We start from the raw sequence: 25,886 nt of genomic DNA on the forward strand, positions 1-25,886 counted from the left end.
GACGCCTGTCTTGTCGATACGGTGCTCGGGGTTGTCCTGGGCGTCGCGCCGCGTTGCCCTCGGGTGTGGCGCGGGTGGAGATCGTGATCATCGCAGGGGTGCGCCGGCGGAGAGGCGGTGGGCGGTCACCAGGTAGTTGCCGGTCTCGCCGGGGCCGACGCCGTCGTTCTGTGTCCGGGTGCCGGGCACGTCGTCGGTGGTGCCGTCGTACGGGACTATCCGCAGCTCGTCGAGACCGATCTCCGGGTCCGGGGAGGCTCCCGGAGCGCCCCGGCTGTTCCCCGGACGCTCACGTGGATTCCCGTACCACCAGCTCGTTCGGCATCACCACCGGATCCCCCGGGCCGCCCTCCAGCAGCCGCAGCAGCAGCCGTACGGTCTCCAGGGCCTGGTCCGCCATGGGACTGCGGACGGTGGTGAGCGGCGGGGCGGTGTAGGCGGCGGCCTCGGTGTCGTCGAAGCCGACCACCGCCACGTCCTCGGGCACCCGCCGGCCCGCCTCCCGCAGGGCGCGCAGGGCACCGACCGCCATCAGGTCGTTGGCGGCGAACACCGCGTCCAGCGCCGGCTCGTCCGCCAGCAGTTCCGCCATCGCCTCCGCCCCGGAGACGCGGGAGAAGTCACCGAGGGCGACCAGCGGCCGGCACCCCTCGGCCCGCAGCGCCGCCCGGTACCCCGCGAGCCGCTCCCGGCCCTCCCAGAGGTCCAGCGGCCCCGTGATGGTGGCGATCCGGCGCCGTCCGCGCGCCAGCAGATGCCGTACGGCCAGCGCGGCACCGCCGGTGTTGTCCAGCTCGACGTACGGCACGTCCGGTACCCGCGGCCGGCCGAAGGCCGCCACCGGTAACCCCGTCCGGACCAGCGCCCCGGGGAGCGGGTCGGCGCCGTGCAGCGCCACCAGCACCACGCCGTCCACGTGCCCCGCCGCCAGCTGCTCGATCACCCGGGCCCGGCTCCCGTCGGACTCGGCGAGCATGAGCACGACCTTCTTGCCGGCGGCCTCCAGCTCACGGCTGACGGTGCGGACCACGGTGGCGAAGAGGGGGTCGTCGGAGACCACGCCCTGCGGCGGGTCGGAGACGACCAGGGCGACGGCGTCGGTGCGGCGGGTGACGAGATGGCGGGCGGCGGCGTTCGGCACGTAGCCGAGTTCGCGGACGGCCCGCAGCACGGCCTCGCGGATTTCGGGGGCGACGGTCGTCTCGCCGTTGACGACGCGCGAGACGCTCGCCCGGGACACGCCCGCGCGGGCGGCGACCACTTCCAGCGTGGGCCGTTTCATTCCCGACCTGCTCCGTTCCCCCGTCGCGCCCCGCCGGTGGAGCGCTCTCCGGCTCCGAGGCTGCCGCCCCTGTGGCCGCCGGTCAAGCGAACTGCCAGTTCCCGAACCTGGATTGACGACTTGACATGTCCCCGTAGTGCCAGCACGCTCCGGTTCAGAGAGCGCTCTCTCGCTTTCCCCCACCCCCGAGGAGCCGCCGTGAAACAGTTCTTACGCCGCAGTCGCCGCCTGCACGGCTGGACAGCCGTCGTCGCGGCCGTCGTACTCGCCCTCGTCACCCTCCCGGCGCCCACCGCGGCCGCCGCCGACCCACTGCTCTCCCAGGGCAAGCCGGCCACCGCGTCCTCCGTCGAGAACGCCGTGTTCCCGGCCACCAGCGCCGTGGACGGAAACCCGGGCACCCGCTGGTCCAGCGGGTTCTCCGACCCCCAGTGGATCCAGGTCGACCTCGGCACCACGGCCACCATCAGCCAGGTCACCCTCAACTGGGAGGCCGCGTACGGCCGCGCCTTCCGGATCGAGACCTCCGCCGACGGCACCACCTGGACGACCGTCCACCAGACCACCACGAGCACCGGCGGCGTCCAGAACCTCGCCGTCTCCGGCACCGGCCGCTTCGTCCGGATGTACGGCACCCAGCGCGCCACCCCGTACGGCTACTCCCTCTGGGAGTTCCAGGTGTACGGCACCACCGGTGGCGGCGGCCCGTCCCCGACCGAGACGCTGCTGTCGTACGGGAAGACCGGCTCGGCCTCCAGCTCCCAGAACGACGGGGCCTGCTGGGAGTGCTCCCCGGCCCGCGCCTTCGACCGCGACCCGGCCTCCCGCTGGGCGACCAGCGCCACCACGGGCTGGACCGACCCCGGCTGGATCGCCGTCGACCTGGGCGCACAGGCGCAGATCTCCAAGGTCGTCCTCCAGTGGGACCCGGCGTACGCCCGGTCCTACCGGATCGAGGTCTCCGACGACGGCACCACCTGGCGGACGATCTACAGCACCACCACCGGCACCGGCTTCAAACAGACCCTGACGGTCTCCGGCACCGGCCGCCACGTCCGCATGTACGGCACCCAGCGCGCCACCGCGTACGGCTACTCCCTCTGGGAGTTCCAGGTGTACGGCACCGGGGGCGCCCCGGTGACGCCGCCGCCGCTGCCGCGTGACCCGGCGGATCCGCCGCAGCTGGTGTGGAGCGACGAGTTCAACGGCCCGGCCGGCACCCGGCCGGACCCGGCGAAGTGGACCGCCGACCCCGGCACGGGCCCGAACAACGAGCTGGAGTACTACACCGACAACGCCAACGCCGCCACGGACGGCAACGGCTCGCTGGTGATGGAGGCCCGCAAGCAGGTCACGCCGGGCTCGGCGTGCCCGCGCGATCCGGTGTCGGGCAGCACGACCTGCCAGTACACGTCGGCGCGGATGAACACCGGCCGCACCTTCCAGTTCACGTACGGCACGGTCGAGGCGCGGATCCGGGTGCCGAAGGGCAACGGGTTCTGGCCGGCGTTCTGGATGATGGGCGGTGACTTCCTGACCGGACGCCCGTGGCCGTACAACGGCGAGGTCGACATCATGGAGATCCTCGGCAAGGACGTGAAGACCGCGTACTCCACGGTGCACGCCCCCGCCTACAACGGCGGCAACGGGATCGGCTCGCCGTACCGGCTGCCGGGGGACGCGGACTTCTCCGACGGCTTCCACACCTTCACCGCCGACTGGGACAGCCGGGGCATCACGTACAGCCTGGACGGCCGGGTGGTCTTCACCCTCAGCAAGGACCAGGTGGAACAGACCCGCGGACCGTGGGTCTTCGACCACCCCTTCTACCTGATCCTGAACCTCGCCGTGGGCGGTGACTGGCCGGGGCCGACCGACGCCTCGACGCCGTTCCCGTCCCGGATGCTCGTGGACTACGTGCGCGTCTATCAGTGACCCGCCCGGGGCGCCCCGTGATCACGGGGCGCCCCTCGCCATGTCCGCCCGCGGGCCCGGCTAACGTGGACGGCGTCACTTGTCGCACGGGAGGCTTCATGGCTGGTAGCAAGGTCGGCAGCGGTGAGCGGGTGCCCAGGAAGGCCTACGAGCGCGAGCTGCTGCGCCTGCAGACCGAGCTGGTGAAGCTCCAGGAGTGGGTACGGGCCGAGGGCGCGCGACTCGTCGTCGTCTTCGAGGGCCGTGACGCGGCGGGGAAGGGCGGCACGATCAAGCGCGTCGCCGAGCACCTCAACCCGCGCGTGGCCCGGATCGCGGCGCTGCCCGCCCCGACCGAGCGCGAGCGCACCCAGTGGTACTTCCAGCGCTACGCCGCCCATCTGCCCGCCGCCGGGGAGATCGTGCTGTTCGACCGCAGCTGGTACAACCGGGCCGGGGTGGAGCACGTGATGGGCTTTTGCACCAAGGAGGAGCACGCGCGGTTCCTGCACCAGTGCCCGATCTTCGAGCGGCTGCTGGTGGAGGAGGGGGTGATGCTGCGCAAGTACTGGTTCTCGGTGAGCGACGCGGTGCAGGAGGAGCGGTTCCGCAGCCGGCTCGAGGACCCCACGCGGCGCTGGAAGCTCTCCCCCATGGACCTGGAGTCGCTGACGCGGTGGGAGGACTACTCCCGGGCCAAGGACGAGATGTTCGTGCACACCGACATCCCGGAGGCGCCCTGGTACGTCGTGGAGAGCGACGACAAGCGCCGCGCCCGGCTCAACATGATCGCCCACCTGCTGTCCACGATCCCGTACTACGAGGTGGACCCGCCGGTCATCGAGTTCCCGCCGCGCCCGCCCCGGACCGGCTACGAACGCCCCCCGCGCACCCTGCAGACCTACGTCCCCGACCACGCGGCGTCCCTGTCGGCGCCCTGACCCTCCCGCACCGACAAGTCCCCGCCGGCACCCCGGCAGGGACCGCCCAGGCCGGTGTCCAGGGGCCGTTCGGCCCTTCTGCACGACCGCCGGCCGGGCCAGGATCCCACTGTCGCGCACACGCCCGACCCGACCTGGAGCTTCCATGGCAACCCCCGAGCCGTTCTCGGCGCAGAACCCGATCCGCGTGTTCCTCCTCGACGACCATGAGGTCGTCCGGCGGGGCGTACAGGATCTCCTCGAGGACGAACCCGACATATCGGTGGTTGGTACCGCCTCCACCATGGCGCAGGCGCTCGCCCGCGGCCCGGCGCTGCGCCCTCACGTCGCGGTGCTGGACGTCCGGCTGCCGGACGGCGACGGCATCTCCGTCTGCCGCGACCTGCGCTCCAAGATGCCCGAGCTGGCGTGCCTGATGCTCACGTCCTTCGACGACGAGGAGGCGCTGCTGGACGCCATCATGGCGGGCGCCTCCGGGTTCGTGCTCAAGCAGATCCAGGGCACCGACCTGATCAGCGCGGTGCGCACGCTGGCCGACGGGCAGTCGATGCTCGACCCGGCGACCACGACCCGGCTGATGAGCCGGCTGCGGGGCGAGACGGCCCCGGAGCGCGACCCGCAGGCCGAGGCGGTGGCCGAGCTCACCGAGCGCGAGCGGGACATCCTCGGGCTCGTCGGGGACGGGCTGACCAACCGCCAGATCGGCGAGCGGCTCTACCTCTCCGAGAAGACGGTGAAGAACCATATCTCGCGGATGCTCGCCAAGCTCGGCGTGGAGCGGCGTATCCAGGCCGCGATGCTCGCCAACCAGACCCCGCAGACACCGGACCGGCACCACGGATGAGGCTCGTCGGCTGTCGCCGGACCCCGTGCGCGCTCGGGGTCCGGCGACAGCCTCTCGACCGCACGACTGACAGGTGACCGGGAGGAGGCACCATGACACCCGTTCCCTTCGACGCCCGGCTGCTGGAGGAGCTGATCGGTGCCGCCGTGGCGGCGCCGTCGGTCTTCAACACGCAGCCGTGGCGCTTCCGCCTGGACACCCACTCCGGTGAGCTCGAGGTACGCGCCGTCCCCGGGCGTCAGCTGCGCCACCTCGACCCGTCCGGACGGGCCCTGCACCTGTCCGTCGGCGCCGCCGTGTACAACCTGCGGGTGGCGGCCTCCCACCACGGCTGGGAGCCGTCCGTACGGCTGCTGCCGGACCCGCGGCAGACGGATCTGCTCGCCGCGGTCCGGCTCACCGGTCCGGTGCCGGCGGGCAGCCGTATCCGGGCCGGGCTGTACGGGGCGATCGGCAGCCGGCACTCGAGCCGGTTCCCGTTCTCCGACGCCCGCCCGCCGCGGGCGGTGCTGACGGAGCTCCGGGAGGCGGCGCAGGACGAGGGCGCCACGCTGGTACTCGCGGACGCCGGGCAGGCGGCCGGGCTGATGCGGCTGACCGCCGAGGCCGAGCGGCGCAACAACAAGGACCCCGAGCGCCGGGAGGAGAGCCGGCGCTGGATCCGCGAGGGCTCCGGGGACGGCCTGTCGGGCGCGGCGCTGGGTGTACGGGACGCCGCGGGCCGGGTCCCGGTCCGCGACCACACGGCCGGCCGGGGCACGGCGCTGCCCGCCGCCGCGTACGAGAGCGATCCGCTCGTCGCCGTGCTCGTCACCGCGCACGACGAGCGGGCCGACTGGCTGGGCGCGGGGCAGGCGCTGCAGAACGTGCTGCTGCGCGCGGCCCGGCACACCGTGCAGACGTCGCTGTTCCACCAGGCCGTCGAGTGGCCGGACCTGCGGGCCGAGCTGCTGCCGGAGACGGCGCGCCCCGGGTTCACGCAGATGCTGATCCGCCTCGGTTACGGTCCGCTGGGGCCGGGGACGCCGCGCCGGCCGGTGTCGGAGGTGCTGGACAACGGTGCCGGGTGAGGCCTCAGGCGTCGGCCGTGGGCACCGTCCACACCAGGCAGGTGCCGCCGCCCTCCGGCCGGGCGCCCGCGGTCATCGAGCCGGCGAGGCCCCGCGCCCGCTCCTCCATGTTCCGCAGGCCGCTGCGCCGGCCGCCCTCCGGGAGGCCGCAGCCGTCGTCCGTGACGGTGAGCGTCAGCGTGCCGCGCGCGGCGACCAGGGAGACGTCGGCCGAGCGGGCGCCGGCGTGCCGGGCGACGTTGGACAGCGCCTCGGCGAGCACCGCGAGGGCGTTCTCCGCCACGTGCTGGGGCACGTCGGTGTCGAGGAAGCCCTCCATCCGCAGCGCCGGGGCGAAGCCCAGCGGCTGCGCGGCCTCCTCCACGGCGGCCAGCGCCCGGGCCCGCAGGGTCTTGGCCGCGGCACCCTCGGGCGGTCGCAGGCCGAAGATCGTCGACCGGATGATCTTGATGGTCTCGTCCAGATCCCGCACCACCCGCTGGAGCCGTTCGCTGGCGTGCGGCTGGGTGACGAAGCGCTGGGTGCTCTGCAGCGTCATACCGGCCGCGAACAGCCGCTGGATGGCGAGGTCGTGCAGATCGCGCGCGATGCGCTCGTGGTCCTCCAGGATCGCCATCTGCTGGGCGGCGTCGCGCCGCTCGGCGAGCTCCATGGCCAGGGCGGCCTGTCCCGCGTAGCCGAGCAGCGGGTCGGTCTCCAGCTGGGTGAACCCGGGCGAACCGGCGGCGCGCGCCAGTAGCAGGACGCCGCGGGCGCCCTCGGAGGAGACCATCGGCACGGCCGTGGCGGGGCCGAGGTCGGACCAGAAGCCCTCGTGCGCCGGGTAGCGGGTGTCGCCGGCGAGGCTGGAGGTCACCGCCGGTTCACCGGAGCGGAACGCCTCCCCCGCCAGGGAGCCCTCGTACGGCAGGTCCTGGCCGCGCAGCGCCTCGCTGCCGGCGCCGGCCGCCAGCTCCACGCGCAGCCGGTCGGGGGCGGATCCGGGGAGCAGCAGGACGCCCACGTCGGCGGCGAGGACGCCGAGCGCGCGCTCCACCATCAGGCCGAGGACGGCGCTCTGGTCGGCGCCGGACAGCAGCGTGGCGACGACCTCGGCGTTGGCCTCGAGCCAGCGCTGGCGGTAGCGGGACTCCTCGAAGACGCGGGCGTTCTCGATGGCGATGCCCGCGGCGACGGCGAGGGTGGAGAGCACCGTCTCGTCGTCGGCGTCGAACTCCTTGCCGTCGCGCTTCTCGGTCAGGTAGAGGTTGCCGAACACCGAGTCGCGGACCCGGATCGGGACGCCGAGGAAGGAGTGCATCGGCGGATGGTTCGCCGGGAAGCCGTACGAGGCGGGGTGCTCGGAGAGCTCCTTGAGCCGCAGCGCCTTGGGGTGGCGGATCAGCTCGCCCAGGATGCCGTGCCCGGACGGCAGGGGGCCGATGGAGGCGACCTCCTCGTCGCCGATGCCCACCGGGTGGAACTGTGCGAGGCGTGCGTCGTCGCCGATGACGCCCAGCGCCCCGTACTCGGCGTCCACGAGCACCACGGCGGCCTCGACGATGCGCCGCAGCACCTGGTTCAGCTCGAGGCCCTGTCCGACGGCCAGCACGGCCTCGAGCAGGTTGTGGATCCGGTCCCGGGTGCCCCGGACATCCTCGATGCGGCCCTGCAGCTCCGACAGCAGCTGGTCGAGCTGCAGCTGGTGCAGTCGGGCCGCGCCGTCCGACGTCCCCATGTCCACCCCCAGGCGGTCACCGCACCCGGCCACCGCGGACGCGATCGAACTTTCGGCCCTACGGTATCCCGTCGGCGCGTACCGGCGGGAGGTCACCCCTGAGGGATCAGCTCCGCCGCCCGCTCCGCGATCATCATCGTGGGCGCGTTGGTGTGACCGTGCGGGATCAGCGGCATCACGGAGGCGTCGGCGACCCGCAGTCCGGTCACCCCGCGCACCCGCAGCGCCGGGTCCACCACGGCGCCGGAGTCGTCTCCCATCCGGCAGGTGCCCACCGGGTGGTAGAGGGTCTCCGCCTGTTCGCGGACGAACGCCGTCAGCTCGTCGTCCGTGAGCTCCACGGCGGCCGGCTCGATCGGGTCGCCCGCGTACGGGGCCAGGGACGGGGCGGTGTACAGCTGCTGGGCGCGGCGGACGCCGGCGGCCAGGACGGCGAGGTCGGCGGGGTCGGTGAGGTAGCCGGGGTCGATGTCCGGCGGGGCGAGGGGGTCGGCCGACGCCAGGCGTACGGTGCCGCGGGACGCCGGGGAGAGCAGGACGGCGCCGATGGTGATGCCGTGGCCGGCGGGGGGCTCGAGGCCGTGGTCGATGAAGGGGGCCGGGCCGTAGACGAACTCGACGTCGGGGGCGGGCAGCGCCGGGTCGGAGCGCCAGAACGCGACGGCCTCGGCGACGGTCGAGGTCAGCGGGCCGCGGCGGGCGAGGAAGTAGCGCGCGAGCTGGCGCACGTCCGCGTCGGCGCCGACCAGGGTCACCGGGCGGGGGCAGTGGCGGCTGACGCCGACGGAGAGGTGGTCCTGGAGGTTGCGGCCGACCTCGGGGGCGTCCGCGACGACGTCGACGCCGTGCTCGGCCAGGTGGCCGGGGTCGCCGATGCCGGAGCGCAGGAGGAGGTGCGGGGAGCCGACGGCGCCGGCGGCCAGGAGGATCTCGCCGCGGACGGTGACACTGCGCGTCTCGCCGTGCTCGTCGCGGTACTCCACGCCGGTGGCGCGCCGGCCGTCGAACAGCAGCCGGGTGGCGTGCGCGCCGGTGCGCACGTCGAGGTTGGGGCGGCGCAGCGCCGGCTTCAGCCAGGCGTCGGCGGCGGACCAGCGGCGGCCGCGGTGCTGGCTGACGGTGGTCTGGGCGCAGCCCTCGTTGTCGGCGACGTTGGCGTCGGGGAGGCGGGGCAGGCCGGTGTGCTCGCAGGCGTCGAGGAAGGCGGCGGTGGTGACATTGGGGCTGCGCAGGTCCTCGACGTACAGCGGGCCGCCCTCGCCGTAGACCCTGGCGCCGGGGCCGGCGGCGGGGTTGGCGCCGATCCGGTTCTCGATGCGGTGGAAGTACGGCAGGACGTCGTCGTAGCCCCAGCCGGGGCAGCCGGCCTTGAGCCAGGCGTCGTAGCCCTGGCGGTGGCCGCGGACCCACATCATGGCGTTGAGGGTGGAGGAGCCGCCGAGGACCCGGCCGCGCGGCCAGTACAGCCGGCGGCCGGCGAGGGCACTCTGGGCGACGGTGTCGAAGTCCCAGTCGGCGTCGGTCTTGAAGAGCTTGGGGAACGCGGCGGGAATGTGCATCTCCCGCCGGTCGTCGGGGCCGCCCGCCTCGAGCAGCGCGACGCGTGTGCGTCCGTCGGCCGACAGCCGCTCGGCCAGCACGCAGCCGGCGGACCCGGCGCCCACGATCACGTAGTCGTACATCGCACGAACCTCCAGCGCAGCCGTCGGACGATCGGTCCCCCAAGTTACTGAGGGTTTCCGTCCGGCGGAACCGGGCCCGCCCGGGATTCCGGTCCCGGGCGGGCCCGCCCGTCAGCGCTTGAGCGTGAAGGTGAAGTCGCCGGTGAGCCTGGCGTTCAGGCGTACGGCGGACACCAGGCTGCCCGACTCCACGAGCCGTTCGACCTCCGCGCGCGCCAGACCGAATCCCTCGGCGACGAGCCGTACGGGCCGGACGGGGATACGTGCCGCGAACCGGACCCGGACGTCGATGGTGTCCTGGTCGGGCGGCGGTACGGGACCCGCGTCGAGCCGCCAGGCGCCGGTCCAGTCCAGGGCGATGCGGTTGCGGTGCAGCATCGCCGGGTCCTGGAGCAACTCGGCCGCGAGGCCGGCGTCGTTGGCGTGCAGGCGGTCGAGGGTGTCCGGCGCGATGGCCCGGACGGGGGTCCGCTCCATGACGGTCAGGCGGGCGGTCGTCCCGCAGCCCGCGCACAGCGCGAGGAGCCAGACGTCGAGGAGCTTGTGGTGGGCGTTGACCCGGAACTTGCCGTTGGGCCGCAGCCGTTCGGACGCGCAGCCCGGACAGCGGCGGAGGATTTCGGGCAGGCGTGTGGGCACGACGAACCAGTCGAGTGACACGGATGTACACCGGTTTCAGTGAGAGGGAACGCAGCAAGAAGGAGCGCGGCGCACAGGGCGCACGCGCGACGGTTCAGCGCTCGGGGTGTCTCACACGGTGTACAACGGCCCGTCCTTGCCTCGGTGATCACGGACGGCAGCACGATACGGAGACGCCGCGGTCCGGCACCACCGATTTTCCCCGCTTGACTTTCCCGGCGGGAAAGTGAGACGCTTACTTTCCCGACAGGAAAGTGAGGTTTCACCATGAGTGACGACATCGCTCCCGAACAGGCCCGGTCCGCCCTCGACGCGGTCGAGGGCGCCCGCCGCGCGGTGGGCGAGGAGGTGGGCCTGCCCCGGGGCTACTGGTGGGCGATGGCCGCCGGCTGGCTCGTCCTGGGCGTGCTCGGGGACGTCGGACCGGTCTGGCTCGCCTCGGTGGCGACCCTGGCCTTCGGCGCCGGGCACTCCGTCTTCGCGACCCGGCTGCTGAGCGGCCGGCGGCGCACCGGCGGGCTGCGCGTCAGCGCCGACGTCGCCGGGCGGCGTACGCCCCTGATCGTGATCGGCATGCTGCTCGCGCTCGTCGCGCTCACCATCGCCGCGGCGCTCGGGCTCGACGCGGACGGCACCGGTCACCCCTCAGTCTGGGCCGCGGTCATGGCCGCGCTCGTCATCGGGTTCGGCGGGCCGGAGATCCTGCGGGTGCTGCGCCGGTGGGCCCACGCATGACGCGGGCGCGGTTCGACGAGCTGATCCACCCGAGCACCCGGCTCACCCTGGTCGCGACCCTCGCCGCCGCCGACTGGGCGGAGTTCGCCTTCCTCAAGGAGCGGCTGCGGCTCTCCGACTCGGCCCTGTCCAAGCAGCTCGCCACGCTCGAGGAGGCCGGATACGTGACCACCGAACGCCGGCCGGCCGGCACCCGGCGCAAGGTCCGGGCCCGGCTGACCCCGGCCGGCCGCGAGGCCTTCGACGGCCATGTGGCCGCCCTGCGGGCGATCGTGGCGGAGGCCGGCCCCGCGGAGTGAGCACCGTGGCGTTGCGTGTACCCGGCGGTCGTCGGCGCAAGGCCCTCTTCCGCTCGGGCGCGACGCGGGTACCGTCTCCTTCCGTGGGCCCGGCGGCCGTCGGGCCCTCTCCGACGACCTCGCGGTGGTGCGGATGACGACCGACGCCCCTGACGTGCCCACCCTCCGCTCCCGGCTCGACGCGGCCGGCTATCTCGCCGACGACGCCCTCACCACCGCCCTGGTGCTGGCCGTACGCATGCGCCGGCCGATCCTGCTCGAGGGCGAGCCCGGCGTCGGCAAGACGGAGGCGGCCCGCGCGCTGGCCTCCGTCCTGGACACCCCGCTGATCCGGCTGCAGTGCTACGAGGGGCTGTCGTCGGCGGAGGCGCTGTACGAGTGGAACTATCCCCGGCAGCTGCTCGCGATCCGGCTCGCCGAGTCCCGCGGTGAACAGCTGCGGGACGCCGATCTGTTCGGCGAGGAGTATCTGCTGGCCCGGCCGCTGCTCGCCGCGATCTCCCATCCGGGGCCGCGGCCGGCGGTGCTCCTGGTCGACGAAGTGGACCGGGCGGAGGACGAGTTCGAGGCGTTCCTGCTGGAGCTCCTCGCCGACGCGGCGGTGACGGTGCCGGAGCTGGGCACGCGCCGGGCGGCGGTGCCGCCGGTGGCGGTGCTCACGTCGAACCGGACGCGGGATCTGCACGACGCCCTCAAGCGCCGCTGCCTCTACCACTGGATCGCCTATCCGGACGCGGACCGGGTGGCGGCGATCATCCGGCGCCGGGTTCCCGGGTCGGGGGACCTCGCCGGGCAGGTGGCGCGGGCGGTGGGGTGGCTGCGTACCCGGGGGCTGACGAAGCCGCCGGGGGTCGCCGAGGCGATCGACTGGGTGGGCGCGCTGCGGACGCTGGGCCTGTCCGCGCTGGACGTGGAGGGGGCGGACGTGACGCTGGGGACGGTGCTGAAGTACGCGGAGGATCTGGACGCGGTCCGGGAGCGGGGGCTGGCGGGGCTGGTCGAGGCGGATGCGTAGGGCGGGTCCGGCGTGAGTGATCCGGGGGTGCCTCCGGGCGACCTGGCCGGCCTCGCCGCGGGATTCGCCGGGGAGCTGCGCCGGGCGGGGCTCGCGGTGAGCCCCGGGCAGGCGGAGCGTTTCGCGGGGGCGGTGGCGCTGCTGGCGCCCGGGACGCGGGCGGAGCTGCGGAACTGCGCGCTGGCCACGCTGGTGTGCGGGCCCGGGGAGATCGACGTGCTGGACGCGGTGCTGCGGCGGGTGTTCGCCGGCTCCGCTGCCGATCCCCGGGCGTCGCGGCCGGCGCCCGTCTTCGGCGCCACCGCCGCGCGGACGGCCGCGGACGGTGCGGCGCGCGGTGCCGGGGAGGGGACGCGGGAGCTGCCGGTACGGGCCGTCGCCAGCGCCACCGACCGGCTCGCCACCCGGGACTTCGCCGGCCTCACCCCGCGGGAGCTCGCCGAGCTCGCGACCGTGATGCGCACCATCGTGCTGAGCACCCCGGCCCGCCTCTCCCGCCGCCGGCGCCCCTCCCCGCACGGCGGCGGGATCGACCTGCGCGCCACGCTCGCCGCCGCCCGCCGCACCGGCGGCCACCCGCTGCGCCTGCGCCGCTCCGCCCCGCGCCCCCGGCCGCGCAGGCTGGTGGTGCTGTGCGACATCTCGGGGTCGATGGAGCCGTACGCCCGCGCGATGCTGCAGCTGCTGTACTGCGCGGCGGGCGGACGGCGGGCCGAGGTGTTCACGTTCGCCACCCGGCTGACCCGGCTCACGCCCGTCCTGCGCGGCGCCCGGCCGTCCGCCGCGCTGAGCCGGGCCGGGAAGGCGGCGAAGGACTGGTCGGGCGGCACCCGCATCGCGGACAGCCTGGCGGAGTTCAACACCCGCTTCGGGCGCGCCGGCCTGGCCCGCGGCGCCGTCGTGCTGATCGTCTCCGACGGCTGGGACACCGGCGACCCCGCGGACCTGGGCAGACAGATGGCCCGCCTGTCACGGGTCACGCACCGGATCGTCTGGGTCAACCCGCGCACGGCCACCCCCGGCTTCCGCCCCCTGACGGGCGGGATGGCCGCGGCGTGGCCGTACTGCGACGCGGTGGTCAGCGCGCACAGCCTCGCCGCGCTCGGTGAGCTGACGGCGGCGCTGGCGGGCCGGCCCTAGAACGCGAGCAGTCCCTCGAGCAGCCGGTCCACGTCATCGTCGTTCGTGTACGGCGCCATCCCGATCCGCAGCCCGCCGCCGTCGCCCAGTCCCAGCCTGCGGGACGCCTCCAGGGCGTAGAACGAGCTCGACGGGGCGCTCACCCCGCGCTCCGCCAGCATCCGGTACGCGTCGGCGGTGTCGCGGCCCTCGATCGTGTAGAGCAGCGTCGGCGTGCGGTGCGCCGCCCGGGAGTGGCAGACGAACCGGGCGTCCGCCGCGAGCCCCTCCTCGACCCGCCGCCGCAGCCGGTCCTCGTGCTCCTCCACCGCCGCGAACGAGGCGGCCAGCCGCGCCCGGCGGTCACCGGACGCCCCCTCGTCCAGCCCGGCCAGGAGGTCGACGGCGGCCGTCACGCCGGCGAGCAGCTCGTACGGCAGCGTCCCGTACTCGAACCGCTCGGGGACCTCGTCGGTGGACGGCAGCAGCTTGTCGGGGGTCATCGTGCCGAGCAGTTCGGGCCGGGCGGCGAGGACGCCCGGGTGCGGGCCGAGGAACTTGTACGGGGAGCAGGTGAAGAGGTCCGCCCCCAGCGCCTCGACGTCGACGTGCGCGTGAGCGGTGTAGTGCACCCCGTCGACGTGCAGCAGCGCCCCGGCGTCGTGGACGAGGCGCGCGACGGCGGGGAGGTCGGGGCGGGTGCCGATGAGGTTCGACGCGGCCGTCACCGCGACCAGGCGCGTGCGTCCGGAGAGCACCGCCGCGACGGCGGCCGGGTCCAGCTCGCCGGTGGCGGGGTCGAAGTCGGCCCAGCGGACGGTGGCGCCGGCGGCCTCGGCGGCCTGCACCCAGGGGCGGATGTTCGCGTCGTGGTCGAGGCGGCTGACGACGACCTCGTCACCGGCGCCCCAGCCCTTGGCGAGCGTCCGCGCCACGTCGTAGGTGAGCTGGGTGGCGCTGCGGCCGAAGACCACCCCGCGGGGCACCACGCCCAGCAGGTCGGCCACGGCGGCCCGCGCGCCGGCCACGATCTCCCCGGCGCTGCGCTCGCCGGGGGTGATGGTGCCCCGGTTGGACAGCGGACCGGCGAGGGCGCCGGCGATGGCGTCGATGACGGGGGCGGGGGTCTGCGTGCCTCCGGGACCGTCGAAGAAGGCGGTCCCGCTCTTGAGGGCGGGGATACGGTCACGGAGCGCGGCTATGTCCAGGGTCACGCCCGCCACAGTCACCCACCGCGCGCCCGGTTTCAAGGGGGCCGGATGACGATCGCGTCACCCCCCTCCCCGTACCTCCGCAGGTCGGAGCCCTGCCACCGGCCTGCCGGTGTCATGATCGAAACCGGACCCGGTTACCATGTGAGCGCCCTCTAGCTCGAAAGTGAAACGCCGTGACTGTCAACGACGACTCGTTCACCAACTGGAAGATCCGCGAGGAGATCGCGGAATCGATGATCCCGATCATCGGGAAGCTGCACCGGGAACGGGACGTGACGGTCCTGGTCCACAGCCGCTCCTTGGTGAACAAGTCGGTGGTCAGCCTGCTGAAGACCCACCGCTTCGCCCGCCAGATCTCCGGCGCGGAGCTCTCCGTCACCGAGACCATGCCGATCCTGCAGGCCCTCGCCGGCCTCGACCTCGGCCCGTCCCAGATCGACATCGGCATGCTCGCCGCGCAGTACCGCGCCGACGACCGCGGTCTGAGCGTCGAGGACTTCACCGCCGAGGCCGTCGTCGGCGCCACCGGCGCCAACAAGGTCACCCTCGGCGACGGCCGCGACGTCGTGCTGTACGGCTTCGGCCGCATCGGCCGGCTCGTCGCCCGGCTGCTCATCGAGAAGGCCGGCTCCGGCCACGGACTGCGGCTGCGCGCCATCGTGGTGCGCCGCGGCGGCGACCAGGACATCGTCAAGCGCGCCTCGCTGCTGCGCCGCGACTCGATCCACGGCCAGTTCCAGGGCACGATCACGGTCGACGAGGCCGAGAGCACGATCGTCGCCAACGGCAACGCGATCAAGGTGATCTACGCCGACGACCCGGCCCACGTGGACTACACCGAGTACGGGATCAAGGACGCGATCCTGATCGACAACACCGGCCGCTGGCGGGACCGCGAGGGCCTGTCCACGCACCTGCGCCCGGGCATCGCGACGGTCGTCCTCACCGCGCCCGGCAAGGGCGACGTGCCGAACATCGTGCACGGCGTGAACCACGACACGCTCAAGCCCGACGAGCGGATCCTGTCCTGCGCCTCCTGCACCACCAACGCGATCGTCCCGCCACTGAAGGCGATGGACGACGAGTACGGCGTGCTGCGCGGCCACGTGGAGACGGTCCACTCCTTCACCAACGACCAGAACCTGCTGGACAACTACCACAAGTCCGACCGGCGCGGCCGTTCCGCCCCGCTCAACATGGTGATCACCGAGACCGGTGCCGCCTCCGCCGTCGCCAAGGCGCTGCCGGAGCTGAAGGCGAAGATCTCCGGCAGCTCGATCCGCGTCCCCGTGCCGGACGTCTCGATCGCGATCCTCAACCTGCAGCTGGGCCGCGAGACCACCCGCGAGGACGTCCACGACTACCTCCGCGAGGTCTCCCTCACCTCCCCGCTGAAGCGGCAGATCGACTTCATCAGCGCACCCGACGCCGTCTCCAGCGACTTCATCGGCTCGCGCCACGCCTCGATCGTCGACGCCGGCGCGCTGAAGGTCGACGGCGACAACGCGATCCTCTACCTCTGGTACGACAACGAGTTCGGCTACTCCTGCCAGGTCATCCGGGTCGTCCAGCACGTCTCCGGCGTCGAGTACCCGACCTACCCGGCGCCGGCGGTCTGATCCCGCCCGGCCACGGCCCGCCGCGCCCCCGACGCCCCCGGCGCCGGGGGCGTCGCGTTTCTCCGGCCTCTGGCCACGAGTTCGACGCGGTGCAGGAACTCGGCGCGCAGCCGGTGGTACTGGCGCATCTCCCCCTCCGAGGGGCGCATCCCGCGCCCGGCCAGGTCCTCGACGTGCTCCTCGAAGTCCTTGAACCACCGGTAGAGCCTGAGTAAGTCCGCGAGTTCCGCCATGTCGGCGGCGGCCGGGGAGGACACGGGGGCAGGGCCGGGTACGTAACGCACAGCACACTCCTTCGCCGAGGAGACCACGGGTCTCCTCATCCCTCACGCGATCACCCGGCTGACCGCGCTCGGTCAATGATTCAACAACGTGTCATGAGTCATACACAGGGGGTGATGTGATGTAAAGAGGGTCAGCATGCCCCGGCGCCGAAGGACGGGCATTCACCGGTCGCGGCGGATCGCGTTGCTCACTCGGCGGGGAGCGATGCCAGGAGCTGCTGCGCGTCTTTCAGAACATCGGGGTCCGCCGAGTCGTCGCCCAGGGCCAGGACCTGACGGAGGCATGAGCGGGCCTCCTCGGTCTCTCCCAACTCGATCAGTGTCCGCCCCAGTCGCACCAGCGAGGAACCCGCTCTGTCCACCAGGCCGATGCGGTGGGAATGGTCCACGGCGGAGCGATAATGGTCGGCGGCCTCGCGCAGGCGACCCATGGCGGCGTAGTCGCGGCCGAGTGATTCCGTCGTGTGGACGCGGACGAGATCGGCGATGTGTTCGCTGACCGGGCAGTCGGGCGCGTCGAGGAAGGCGATGACGCGCTTGCACTGATGCATGGCTTCCTCGCCGCGGCCGAGCGCGCGCAGGGCGGCTCCGTACGACTCCACGGCGTTCAGCCAGACCTCGGGAACGCCGGCGCCTTCCGAGATCTCGACGGCGGCGAGAGACAGGTCGGCGGCCACCTCGACCTCGCCGAGCTCCCGGTGCGCCCATGCGGCACCCCCGAGCGCGGAGGCCTGCTGGTGAACGTCCTGGGCCCGACGGGCGTGTTCCAGCGCTTCGCCGGACAGTTCCAGGGCCTCGCGGAACTTTCGCTCGCAGCTGCTCAGGGCCCAGGCCCAGCAGTTGAGGTGGAAGGCCCGGGCGTACGGGTCGTCGAGCGCGGCAGCGGCCCGGCTGGACAGACGGAAGACCTCGGACCAGTGTCCCCAAAAGATCCACAGGTCGCAGAACCACTCCATGGCTCCGGCGGTTTCCACGACCCGGGCGTGCTCGCCCCGGGCGGCGGCGCGGCGCAGCGCGGCGAGCCAGGAGGGCGCCTCGCTCTCCAGCCAGGCCCGGGCCTGCTCTTTCGTCTCCAGCGGGTCCAGGCCCCGCCAGCCGGCCGGCGGCGCCCCGTAGTCGGGCTTGTACCACCGGCCGGCGACGGTGGCCGTCTCCAGCAGCCAGGTGTGCAGTTGTTCCTCGGCCGCGTCCCGCCCGGCGGCCCCCTCCTCGCGCATCAGGCGGGTGCGGGCGAACAGCCGCAGCAGATCGTGCAGCTGGTACCGGCCGGTGAAGGTGGGTTGCAACAGCCCCGCCTCGACCAGTTCCTCCAACACGTCCTCGGCGTCGAAGACACCGGTGGCGGTCAGCGCGGCGCCGTGGGCGGCGGTGAAGTCCGGCCCCGGGGACAGACTCAGCAGCCGCAGCATCCGCGCGGCCGGCGGCGCCAGCTGCCGGTAGGACAGCTCGAACGCGGCCTCCACCCGGACATCCCCGGCCGCCAGTGCCCCCAGCCGGCGTTCCTCGTCGGCCAGCCGCCGCACCAGCTGCTCCACGCTCCACCCGGCCCGCACCGCCAGCCAGTTCCCCGCCACCCGCAACGCCAGCGGCAGCCGTCCGCAGAACTCCGCCACCTGCGCCACCGCCGCCGCCTCCGCGTCCGCGCGCGACTCGCCGAGGATCTGGCGCAGCAGCTCTACCGCCTCGTCCTGCCCCATCTCCGACAGTGCGAGGCGTTCGACGTTCTCCAGGCCGGTCAGCGGGCGCCGGCTGGTGATCAGCACCAGGCTCCGTCCGTCCGGGGGCAGCAACGGACGGACCTGCGCCTCGTCACGCGCGTTGTCCAGCACCACCAGGCACCGGCGCTCCCCCAGCAGCGCCCGCAGCAGCCTCGCGTGACCAGCCGCGTCCTCCCGGCGCAGCCGGCGGTCCGGCACCCCCAGGGCCTTCAGCAGCTTCAGCAGCGCTTCGCCCGGATCCACCGGACTCTCCACCCCGTGCAGGTCCACCACGAAGCACCCGTCGGGAAACTCTCCGGCCAGGTCCACCGCCGTCTGCAGTACCAGCGTCGTCTTCCCGCACCCCGGCGGACCGGAGACCACCGACACCGACGCCCCGCCGAGGGTGACCCGCTCCGCGGCCTCCCGCAGCAGTGCCAGCTCCCGGGCACGCCCCGTGAAGTCCCGCACCGATCGCGGTATCGCCGTCCGTGTCAAGCGCGTCGCCTGCACCATCCGCACCGCACCGAGCAGACTCTCCCGCTCGCTGTCCTCGAGCCCCAGCCCCTCCACGAGAGCGTCCACCGTTCGCTGCTGCGGAACCCGGCTGTGCCCCCGCTCCATGTCACCGATCGCCCGTACACTCACCCCCGACGACTCGGCCAGCCCCTCCAGCGTCAGCCGGCGTCGCAGACGCAGCTCACGCAGCAACACACCGAACGACTTCTCCTCGGACACAGTCCTTCCCCATTCCCCGGATCAACCGAAGAATACGACGCGCCGCTCCGGGACAGCCGCACGCACCGACAGCACCACCCGGCCCCGTCCCGTACGGCTGCCCACCTCTCGGGCGTGACGCCGTCCACTACCGCCTCGTCCGCCTCTCCCGCCCGGCAGGCCCAGAGGTGACCAAGCCCTGCTCAGTGCCCCCGGAACGCCTCCTCCAGCCACCACGACGGCCGGTCGGCGGTGACCTTCGCGGCGACGAGCAGCGGCCGGTCGCGGGGGCCGGTCAGCCAGTCCCGTACGGGCTCGAGGTCGGCGGGCGTACGGACCGTGGCGGCCGCGCAGCCGAAGCCCCGGGCGATCGCGGCGAGGTCCGCCGGCGGGAACGTCACCGTGTCGAGGGGGTGGCCGGCGGGGCCGAAGTGGTGGACCTCGGCGCCGTACGCCTCGTCGTCGTACACGACGATCAGCAGCCCCAGTCCCAGGCGTACGGCCGTCTCGAGTTCGGCGACGCCCATCAGCGCGCCGCCGTCGCCGAGGGCCGCGACCGTCAGCCGGTCCGGGCGGGCCAGCGCGGCGCCGATCGCGGTGGCCAGGCCGAGGCCGATGGACTGGAACGCCTGGGTGAAGACGAGGCCGTCTGCGTCGGGGACGGCCAGATACATGGCCGGGTAGCCCATGAAGTTCCCGGAGTCCACGGCGACGGTGCGTTCGGCCGGGAGGGCGTCGTCGAGCAGTACGGACAGGGTGCGCGGGTCGATGCGCTCCCCGGTCGAGGTGTCCTCGTACGGCACGTCCCGCCAGCGGCGTTCGCGGGTGAGGCGGGCGGCGAGGCCGGGGGTGCGGTAGCCGGGGGCGTGGTGGCCGCGGCGGGTCAGTTCCGCCTCGACGGCGGTGGCGGTGCCGGCGGCGTCGCCGTGGACGGCGAGGCCGACGGGGCGGTGGGCGCCGAGTGCCGCGGGGTCGACGTCCACCTGGGCGAGCGTGGCGCCGGGGGCGATCAGGGTGCCGTGGCGCAGGGTCCACATGGTGAGGCCGCAGCCCCAGCCGACGATCAGGTCGGCGCCGGCGACGAGTTCGGCGGCGACGGGGGTGGCGAAGCCGCCGCTCACGTCGAGGTCGTAGGGGTCGCCGAGGAAGAGGCCGCGGGCGACGGCGGACGTGGCGAGGAGGGCCCCGGTACGGGCGGCGAGGGCGCGGAGCTCCTCCCCCGCGCCGGAGAGCCTGGCTCCGCGGCCGGCGACGAACACCGGGCGCCTGGCGGCCGTCAGGGCGTCCGCGAGGGCGGTGACGTCCTGCGGTGCGGCCACCGGTGGCCGGAGCCGGGCGATGCGGGGGATCTCCTGCGCGGGCGCGGGGGCGGCCTGGACGTCGAGGGGGAGGTTGAGCAGCACCGTGCGGCGCTCGACGGCGGCCGTGCGCCAGGCGCGTGCGATGTCGGCGGCGGCGGTCCCGGCGGAGTGCACGCGCTCCGGGACGGCGCCGACGGCGGTGGCCAGGGCCGGCTGGTCGACGCGGAAGTTGGAGCGTACGGCCGAGGCGGCGGCCTCACCGGCCAGGATCAGCAGCGGGGTACGGCTCTTGGCGGCCTCGGTGATTCCGGTGAGCGCGTTCGTCAGCCCCGGGCCCTGGTGGACGGAGAGGACCCCGACCTCGCCCGAGACCCGGGCGTACGCGTCCGCCATCACGGCCGCGCCGCCCTCGTGCCGGGCGGGCACGAATCGGGCGCCGCCCGCCACCAGCGCGTTCGTCACATGGAAGTTGCCGCTGCCGACGACCCCGAACACCGTCCGCACGCCGAGCCCGCACAGCGCCGCGCCCACCGCCTCGGCGACCGTCCGGGGCGGACGGCTCACCGCTCGACCAGGGCCAGCACCCGGGTCGGGCTGCCGGAACCGCCGACGATGGGCAGCGGCGAGGCGACGAGCAGCGCGCCACGGGCCGGCAGCCGGTCCAGGTTGCGCAGCTGCGTCAGCCCGTACTTACCGGCGCCCAGCAGGGACGAGTGGCACGGGAACGGCGGGTCGAACCCGTGCGCCGCGCCCGCGTCCGTGCCGACGGTCTCCACGCCGAGCCCGATCAGCGGGGTCTCCTCCGCCAGCCACTTCGCGCAGGCGACGGAGATGCCCGGGGTGTGGGGGCCGGTCTCGTCGGCGTTGAGGAACTCCGCCTGGTCGGCGGAGCGGGTGTCCCAGCCGGTGCGGTAGAGGAGCCAGCCGCCGTCGGGCAGCGGGCCGTGGGTCTTGGTCCACTCCCGTACGTGGTCGATCTCCAGCAGGAAGTCGGGGTCGGCGGCGGCCTGTTCCGAGGCGTCGAGCACCACGGCGGGGCCGATCAGCCGGCGGGCGGGGACCTGGGAGACGTCTTCGCCGTCGCGGCCGGTCACCCAGTGCACGGGGGCGTCGAAGTGGGTGCCGGTGTGCTCACCGGTGGTGAAGTCGTTCCAGTACCAGGCGGGGCCGCGGTCGTCGTAACGGCTGAGCTCGTGGAGGGTGAAGTGGGTGGTGTTGGCGAAGGGCTCCGGCAGCATCAGGATCGGCGTCGACTCCGCCAGCGGGGCGGTGAGGTCCACGACCTCGACCGAACCGTCGGCGAGTGCGGAGGCGAGTTGTCCGAGCAGCGACATGAGCCCTCCCTGGGGCGTTCGCGCGGTTGGCCGCCCCGAACCTAGCACCGGCGGGCGCGCACCGGCAGACCTCCGGAGGCAAGCTCTCACCAGGGCAAAGCCGCGTCGGTTACGCTCGGGGGCGTGGAGAGCGGACACCATTCCGAAGGCGGCGACCCGGCCTGCTGGCTCGGGCTGATCTGTCCCGCGTGCGGGCGCGTGCGCGAGGACCGTACGACGTCGCAGTGCGAGAACTGCGGCGAGGAGTTGGACGAGGCGGGGGCAGGCGGGGCTGCCTGAGGTCTCGGTCTCTTCCGGACCGTCCCAGCGTACGACCGTCTCCGACGGGGCGTGACGAGCACAGCGTCAGGCCCTCCCCGGCGGGCGCGGGGAGGACCGGTCATAGCCTCAGGCGACGCCGGTGAACGAGCCGATCAGGCCGGTGCCGTCGGAGTTGTCGTAGACGGACACCGTGACGGCCGTACCCTCGTCCCAGGAGGCGTCGATGGTCGGTCCGCCACCGTTCTCCGGCCCGTACAGGGGTGTCGAGCGCGGCTTGTAGACGTCGTCGCCGACGTTGACGTACCAGGTGGCCTTGACGTAGAACGTGTCACCGTCGGACTTGATGTCGTACAGCCAGATCTTCTCGCCGTACGGGTGGAACTCCACCTTGCCCGTCAGCGCGCCGTTCTTGTAGAGGAAGGCGCGGCCGCCCCTGCCTCCCGCGTCATATTCGAAGTACGTGCCGTCGATGGTGTCCGACCACGTGCAGGGGCAGTCCACGGTGGGCTGCATGGCCGGAGTACCCATGCTCATCCCCGCGGCCTGCGCCGTCCCCGCCGCACCGATCACGGCCCCGGTCGCCAGTGCGATCCCTGCCGCACTCGTCGCGGCCCTGCGAATCAGTCGCATGTTTCTCCCCCGTCCCGGACGGCACAACGGCCGTCCGTGTCGTTGTTCCGCCGACCCCCCGGTCGGCAGTGCGCAGCCCCCCGGCTGCACGACTCCATCGTGGGGCAGGAAGACGGACGCCCCGGATACTTCGACCAGAGCGCAAACCATGCGGACGCCGGAAGATCACGGAGCTGCCTCAGGTCCTTTTGACGTTCGGGTTTCCTGTGGACGGTGTAGTCAGCGGCGCGATCCCGTAGTACTTGACGAGTTGGGTCACAGTGGCTTTCAGCCTGGAAAGGCTCGGGCAGCCCAGGGGCCGAATCCGCCAAAGGGCGGGAACACTTCCGGGGAGCCGCGTCAAAAGCCCTTCAGGACCCGCTCGAGCGCCGACCGCCCCGCCGGCCCCCAGTGCGGCTTTCCGCCGGGCAGGCCGTGGTCGCCGTTCTGGCCCATCAGCATCAGGAACAGGCTCTTCATCGCCGCCAGGCCCCGCGCCCGGCGGATCGCCGCCTCGTCCGCCTGCGCGTAGCCAGCGAAGAACCGCTCGGCGCCGCCCGCGGGGAGCAGTACCCAGGCCGCCGCGAGGTCCCAGGCCGGGTCGCCGGCGAAGATGTCGCCGAAGTCGACGACACCCGCCAGCGTTCCCTCCGCGACGACGACGTTCGCGGGATGCAGGTCGCCGTGGACCCACACGCGCGGGCCCTCCCATCCGGGAGCCGCGGTCGCCTCGTCCCATACGGCCCGGATGGCGTCCCCGGCGAAGTGGCCGAGGTCCACGGACCTCATGAAGCGGTCGAAGCCCTCCGCGCACTCCTTGGGGTGACCGCCGCGGTCCGTGGCATCCGGCGCTTCGGCGGGCGCTGCCACGTGCAGTGCCGTGAGGAAGGCCGCCAGGGTGTCGGCCGCATGGTCGTTACGGGTGATCGCGCCGTGGTCCAGCGGCGTGCCGTCAACCCATGTCATGACGGTCCAGAGCTTGGGGAACCGCTCGGACGGCGCACCCTCCCGGACGGGAACCGGGATCGGCAGTGGCAGGCGGCGGGCCAGGGCCGACAGCCAGCGGCGTTCCTTGAGCTGCGGATCCGGGTTGGTGTCCATCCGCTGTATCCGGACCGCCAGCTCGTCCCCGAGGCGCCACATCTGGTTGCCCCAGCCACCCGCCACCTCGCGGAGGGGCAGCGCGGCAAGATCCGGGTGCTGGTCCCGCAGGAGGTCCCGGACCAGATCCTCACTGACCTCGATCTCGGATTCGATCATGCCGAGCCACCTTACCCGGCGCACGCTGCGCGAATTCCCGCGATGCGCCGAATCCCGGCCGCCTCCCGGCGTACGACCACCCCCGAAGGGGCATGACGAGCACACGACAACACCAGCACCTCGTTTCCCGGGTGCCCGCTCGCGTCACCCTCACTCCCCCGGAGGTCCGATGCGCCGTCTGCGCATAACCCTGCTGGGCCTGGCCGCGATCCTCGCCGGCCTGGTCACCGCCCCGCCCGCCCACGCGGCACCGCTCTTCAAGGCGCCGTTCCCTTGCGGCCAGACCTGGACGTACAGCCATCACTCCGCCGAGGTGCGCCTCGCGCTGGACTTCGTGCGCTCCGACGGCGGCGCCACCGCCGGCACACCGGTGCTGGCGTCCGCGGCCGGGACCGCGTACCGCTACTACGAGGCCGGGGGCGCCGGGAACTACATCGCGATCGACCACGGGGGCGGCTGGAAGACGTACTACTTCCACCTCGCCTCGTACGCCGTGGCCAACGGAAGCTACGTCTCGCAGGGTCAGACCATCGGCGCCACCGGGTCCACGGGCAACAGCACCGGCGCCCACATCCACTACGAGCAGCTGTACAACGGCTCCGGCCAGACGATCGTCATCAACGGCACGTCGCTGGCGCCGTATCCCGGCTCGTACAACCAGAAGTACCTGGCCAGCGACAACGGCTGCGGCGGCGGAACCGCCAAGTACTGGGTCGACACCTTCGCGAACGCCCCGGGCTACGCCTCCGCGACCAGCACCGCGCAGACCGGCACGCTGTACGCCGGAACGAACTACGTCTTCTGCAAGGTCTGGGGCCGCGAGATCCGCGACGCCTCCGGCAACTTCAACCACTGGTGGCTGCGCACCGACCTGGACGTCGGCCCGGCCAACCAGTACGTCTCGGCGTACTACCTGTCCCGCTGGGGCAACGACGAGGCCCGCGACAACAACGGCACCACGATCCCGAACTGCTGACGTCACGGCTGCCGCCCGTCCGAACGCGGCGGGCGGCTGCCGCCCGCCCCGCCTGTCATACCCGGCTGCAAGACTTCCCCCGTTCCGGCGGACAGATGGAGACGCCGGGTGTCGAGAGGGAGATCGGGACCATGAGCGTTTCCTTCGCCGAGGGGTGGGACAGCGCGACCTGCCGCGCCTTCCGGCCGATCAGCCGTGACGAGGCCCTGGAGCGGGATCGGATCGGTGAGCCGTACGTGGTGTTGTATCCGTCCGCGGATTTGTCGACGCCGGCCCAGGTCCACCTGATCGCCTGGCGGCGCGGCTTCGTCGGGATGTGGGCGTACGACGACAACGGACGACGCACCCGCGAGACAGACCTCCGGCTCCTGGACGACGACCGGATGTTCGTGCTCGGCACGGTGGAACGCCGCTATTCCTCACCCGCGCAGGCGGACCGCGCCCCGGACGCCTGGCTGTGCGAGACCGAATTCGACACCAGCGGCAAAGGATGGGAGACGACTCAGGAACGCGGCGAGGACGGCGGAGCCTTCACGACCATCTCCCCTGTACCGCCGGAAGAGCTCTGGTCCGATCGCGCGATGTACGGCGTGCGGGCAATCGATGAGTCCGAGATCTCGGACGAGCCGGGCGTCGCCACGACCGACGACCCCACATCGCTGTGGACACCGCCGACCCCCATGAGCATGACGCTGCCCCTCGAGGACCTCTTCCGCCCGGGCCACACCTTCGTCGATCCGCGCCACGGGGACATGCAGACCGCCGCGCCCCGCCACATCGCCACCGTCGGCATTCCCTCCGGCCGCCTCTGCGTCGCCGAGCCCGGCTTCGGCGAGCCCTGGGTCCTGAGCGAGCCCGTCCCCCCGGGCTCGTACCTCATGGAGGCCGCCGTCCTCGTCCGGGGGAACCGCCGCTCCGAGCCCGCCGTACGGCTGCGGCTGCGTGACGAACCCGCCGTCTCCTGGGACATGGCCCGGAGCGAGGGCGACGACCCGCGCCTCCTCCTCGACGGCGAGGCCCACTGCTTCGGCACGGACGGCGCGACCGGCAGCTTCGCCGACGCCGCGGCCTGGGACTCCCTCTCCGAGAAGGTCCGCCGTTTCTGGGAGGACGACGACGAGACCGCCTGCGACCACCTCGGCGACGACGTCCTCCACGCGACCGACCCGGCGACCGGCGCCGGCCTCGTCTCCTTCCTCACCGACGGCGACGGCGGCTGGCCCGTCTGGCTCGGCCGTTCCGCCACCGGCGAACTCGTCTCCGTCGCCGTCGTGGTCATCGGCCGGTGGCCCGCCCTGCCCCCGACACCGGCGCCCGCCCACTGAAGCCCCCGGCGATGTCGGACCGGTCCCGTACC

Annotated in this window: 23 protein-coding genes and 1 pseudogene; 12 read left to right on the plus strand and 12 right to left on the minus strand. The window is 73.2% G+C overall.

Going from position 1 to position 25,886, the window contains the following annotated elements; translation table 11 throughout:
* Positions 1-90: 90 nt before the first annotated feature.
* Together SRB5_RS37695 and SRB5_RS01330 are read right to left on the minus strand one after the other, a co-directional pair.
* Positions 91-246 (minus strand): annotated as a pseudogene (locus SRB5_RS37695) (sortase); the annotation flags it as partial.
* A gap of 43 nt (positions 247-289) precedes the next feature.
* Positions 290-1,282, minus strand: coding sequence for a LacI family DNA-binding transcriptional regulator (locus SRB5_RS01330; protein WP_153449510.1), 993 nt, complete (start codon positions 1,280-1,282; stop codon positions 290-292).
* 198 nt (positions 1,283-1,480) lie between these two features.
* Between SRB5_RS01330 and SRB5_RS01335 the strand changes: the two genes are divergently transcribed.
* The 4 genes from SRB5_RS01335 to SRB5_RS01350 all read left to right on the plus strand — a co-directional run bounded on the left by SRB5_RS01335 (position 1,481) and on the right by SRB5_RS01350 (position 6,051).
* The gene (locus tag SRB5_RS01335; protein ID WP_407703856.1) at positions 1,481-3,217 is read left to right on the plus strand and encodes a discoidin domain-containing protein; all 1,737 of its coding nucleotides are present in this window, start codon (positions 1,481-1,483) and stop codon (positions 3,215-3,217) included.
* Positions 3,218-3,315: 98 nt separating this feature from the next.
* Positions 3,316-4,137: a polyphosphate kinase 2 gene (ppk2, locus tag SRB5_RS01340; protein ID WP_153449511.1), complete on the plus strand. Its 822-nt coding sequence runs from the start codon at positions 3,316-3,318 to the stop codon at positions 4,135-4,137.
* Between the two features lie 145 nt (positions 4,138-4,282).
* Positions 4,283-4,981: a response regulator gene (locus SRB5_RS01345; protein ID WP_153449512.1), complete on the plus strand. Its 699-nt coding sequence runs from the start codon at positions 4,283-4,285 to the stop codon at positions 4,979-4,981.
* 92 nt (positions 4,982-5,073) lie between these two features.
* Entirely contained in the window at positions 5,074-6,051 is a 978-nt protein-coding gene (locus tag SRB5_RS01350; protein WP_153449513.1) for an Acg family FMN-binding oxidoreductase, read from the plus strand.
* A 4-nt stretch (positions 6,052-6,055) separates the two neighbouring features.
* Here the strand turns inward: SRB5_RS01350 and SRB5_RS01355 are convergent, their stop codons facing one another.
* The 3 genes from SRB5_RS01355 to SRB5_RS01365 all read right to left on the minus strand — a co-directional run bounded on the left by SRB5_RS01355 (position 6,056) and on the right by SRB5_RS01365 (position 10,089).
* On the minus strand, positions 6,056-7,768 hold the full coding sequence (locus SRB5_RS01355) for a GAF domain-containing sensor histidine kinase (protein ID WP_153449514.1): 1,713 nt from the start codon (positions 7,766-7,768) through the stop codon (positions 6,056-6,058).
* A gap of 92 nt (positions 7,769-7,860) precedes the next feature.
* Positions 7,861-9,450 carry a GMC family oxidoreductase gene (locus SRB5_RS01360; protein WP_153449515.1) on the minus strand — a complete coding sequence of 530 codons (1,590 nt, stop codon included), beginning with the start codon at positions 9,448-9,450 and terminating at the stop codon, positions 7,861-7,863.
* Between the two features lie 111 nt (positions 9,451-9,561).
* A complete protein-coding gene (locus SRB5_RS01365; protein ID WP_407703868.1) occupies positions 9,562-10,089 on the minus strand; it encodes a DUF1062 domain-containing protein in 528 nt (175 codons plus the stop codon).
* A 267-nt stretch (positions 10,090-10,356) separates the two neighbouring features.
* Between SRB5_RS01365 and SRB5_RS01370 the strand changes: the two genes are divergently transcribed.
* The 4 genes from SRB5_RS01370 to SRB5_RS37350 all read left to right on the plus strand — a co-directional run bounded on the left by SRB5_RS01370 (position 10,357) and on the right by SRB5_RS37350 (position 13,278).
* Positions 10,357-10,824: a hypothetical protein gene (locus SRB5_RS01370; protein WP_153449516.1), complete on the plus strand. Its 468-nt coding sequence runs from the start codon at positions 10,357-10,359 to the stop codon at positions 10,822-10,824.
* Complete coding sequence (locus SRB5_RS01375) at positions 10,821-11,123, plus strand: transcriptional regulator (RefSeq protein ID WP_153449517.1); 303 nt, start codon at positions 10,821-10,823, stop codon at positions 11,121-11,123. The genes SRB5_RS01370 and SRB5_RS01375 overlap by 4 nt, the downstream gene beginning before the upstream one ends.
* A gap of 133 nt (positions 11,124-11,256) precedes the next feature.
* On the plus strand, positions 11,257-12,138 hold the full coding sequence (locus tag SRB5_RS01380; protein WP_153449518.1) for an AAA family ATPase: 882 nt from the start codon (positions 11,257-11,259) through the stop codon (positions 12,136-12,138).
* Between the two features lie 12 nt (positions 12,139-12,150).
* Positions 12,151-13,278 (plus strand): vWA domain-containing protein, encoded by a 1,128-nt coding sequence (locus tag SRB5_RS37350; RefSeq protein WP_323376741.1) that lies wholly within the window; start codon positions 12,151-12,153, stop codon positions 13,276-13,278.
* On the opposite strand, the gene SRB5_RS01390 is transcribed toward SRB5_RS37350, so the two are convergent.
* Positions 13,275-14,471 (minus strand): cysteine desulfurase-like protein, encoded by a 1,197-nt coding sequence (locus tag SRB5_RS01390; protein WP_323376742.1) that lies wholly within the window; start codon positions 14,469-14,471, stop codon positions 13,275-13,277. The genes SRB5_RS37350 and SRB5_RS01390 overlap by 4 nt on opposite strands.
* Positions 14,472-14,644: 173 nt before the next feature.
* Between SRB5_RS01390 and SRB5_RS01395 the strand changes: the two genes are divergently transcribed.
* A complete protein-coding gene (locus SRB5_RS01395) occupies positions 14,645-16,090 on the plus strand; it encodes a glyceraldehyde-3-phosphate dehydrogenase (RefSeq protein WP_323376743.1) in 1,446 nt (481 codons plus the stop codon).
* On the opposite strand, the gene SRB5_RS01400 is transcribed toward SRB5_RS01395, so the two are convergent.
* The 4 genes from SRB5_RS01400 to SRB5_RS01415 all read right to left on the minus strand — a co-directional run bounded on the left by SRB5_RS01400 (position 16,069) and on the right by SRB5_RS01415 (position 21,423).
* Entirely contained in the window at positions 16,069-16,374 is a 306-nt protein-coding gene (locus tag SRB5_RS01400; RefSeq protein WP_153449520.1) for a hypothetical protein, read from the minus strand. The two genes, SRB5_RS01395 and SRB5_RS01400, sit on opposite strands and share 22 nt — an antisense overlap.
* Before the next feature lie 188 nt (positions 16,375-16,562).
* Positions 16,563-18,809 (minus strand): tetratricopeptide repeat protein, encoded by a 2,247-nt coding sequence (locus SRB5_RS01405; protein ID WP_323376744.1) that lies wholly within the window; start codon positions 18,807-18,809, stop codon positions 16,563-16,565.
* A gap of 182 nt (positions 18,810-18,991) precedes the next feature.
* Positions 18,992-20,653, minus strand: coding sequence for a thiamine pyrophosphate-binding protein (locus SRB5_RS01410; protein WP_323376745.1), 1,662 nt, complete (start codon positions 20,651-20,653; stop codon positions 18,992-18,994).
* Positions 20,650-21,423 (minus strand): cyclase family protein, encoded by a 774-nt coding sequence (locus tag SRB5_RS01415; RefSeq protein WP_153449521.1) that lies wholly within the window; start codon positions 21,421-21,423, stop codon positions 20,650-20,652. The genes SRB5_RS01410 and SRB5_RS01415 overlap by 4 nt, the downstream gene beginning before the upstream one ends.
* Positions 21,424-21,546: 123 nt before the next feature.
* On the opposite strand from SRB5_RS01415, the gene SRB5_RS01420 reads away from it, so the two are divergent.
* The gene (locus SRB5_RS01420; protein WP_153449522.1) at positions 21,547-21,702 is read left to right on the plus strand and encodes a hypothetical protein; all 156 of its coding nucleotides are present in this window, start codon (positions 21,547-21,549) and stop codon (positions 21,700-21,702) included.
* Positions 21,703-21,810: 108 nt separating this feature from the next.
* On the opposite strand, the gene SRB5_RS01425 is transcribed toward SRB5_RS01420, so the two are convergent.
* Together SRB5_RS01425 and SRB5_RS01430 are read right to left on the minus strand one after the other, a co-directional pair.
* Complete coding sequence (locus SRB5_RS01425) at positions 21,811-22,314, minus strand: hypothetical protein (RefSeq protein ID WP_153449523.1); 504 nt, start codon at positions 22,312-22,314, stop codon at positions 21,811-21,813.
* 339 nt (positions 22,315-22,653) lie between these two features.
* Positions 22,654-23,553 carry an aminoglycoside phosphotransferase family protein gene (locus SRB5_RS01430; RefSeq protein WP_153449524.1) on the minus strand — a complete coding sequence of 300 codons (900 nt, stop codon included), beginning with the start codon at positions 23,551-23,553 and terminating at the stop codon, positions 22,654-22,656.
* A gap of 169 nt (positions 23,554-23,722) precedes the next feature.
* Between SRB5_RS01430 and SRB5_RS01435 the strand changes: the two genes are divergently transcribed.
* Positions 23,723-24,529 carry a M23 family metallopeptidase gene (locus SRB5_RS01435; RefSeq protein WP_153449525.1) on the plus strand — a complete coding sequence of 269 codons (807 nt, stop codon included), beginning with the start codon at positions 23,723-23,725 and terminating at the stop codon, positions 24,527-24,529.
* A gap of 131 nt (positions 24,530-24,660) precedes the next feature.
* Complete coding sequence (locus tag SRB5_RS01440) at positions 24,661-25,854, plus strand: DUF4241 domain-containing protein (protein ID WP_228389678.1); 1,194 nt, start codon at positions 24,661-24,663, stop codon at positions 25,852-25,854.
* Positions 25,855-25,886: the final 32 nt, after the last annotated feature.

The organism is Streptomyces smaragdinus (genome assembly GCF_009604385.1).
Classification (GTDB): domain Bacteria; phylum Actinomycetota; class Actinomycetes; order Streptomycetales; family Streptomycetaceae; genus Streptomyces; species Streptomyces smaragdinus.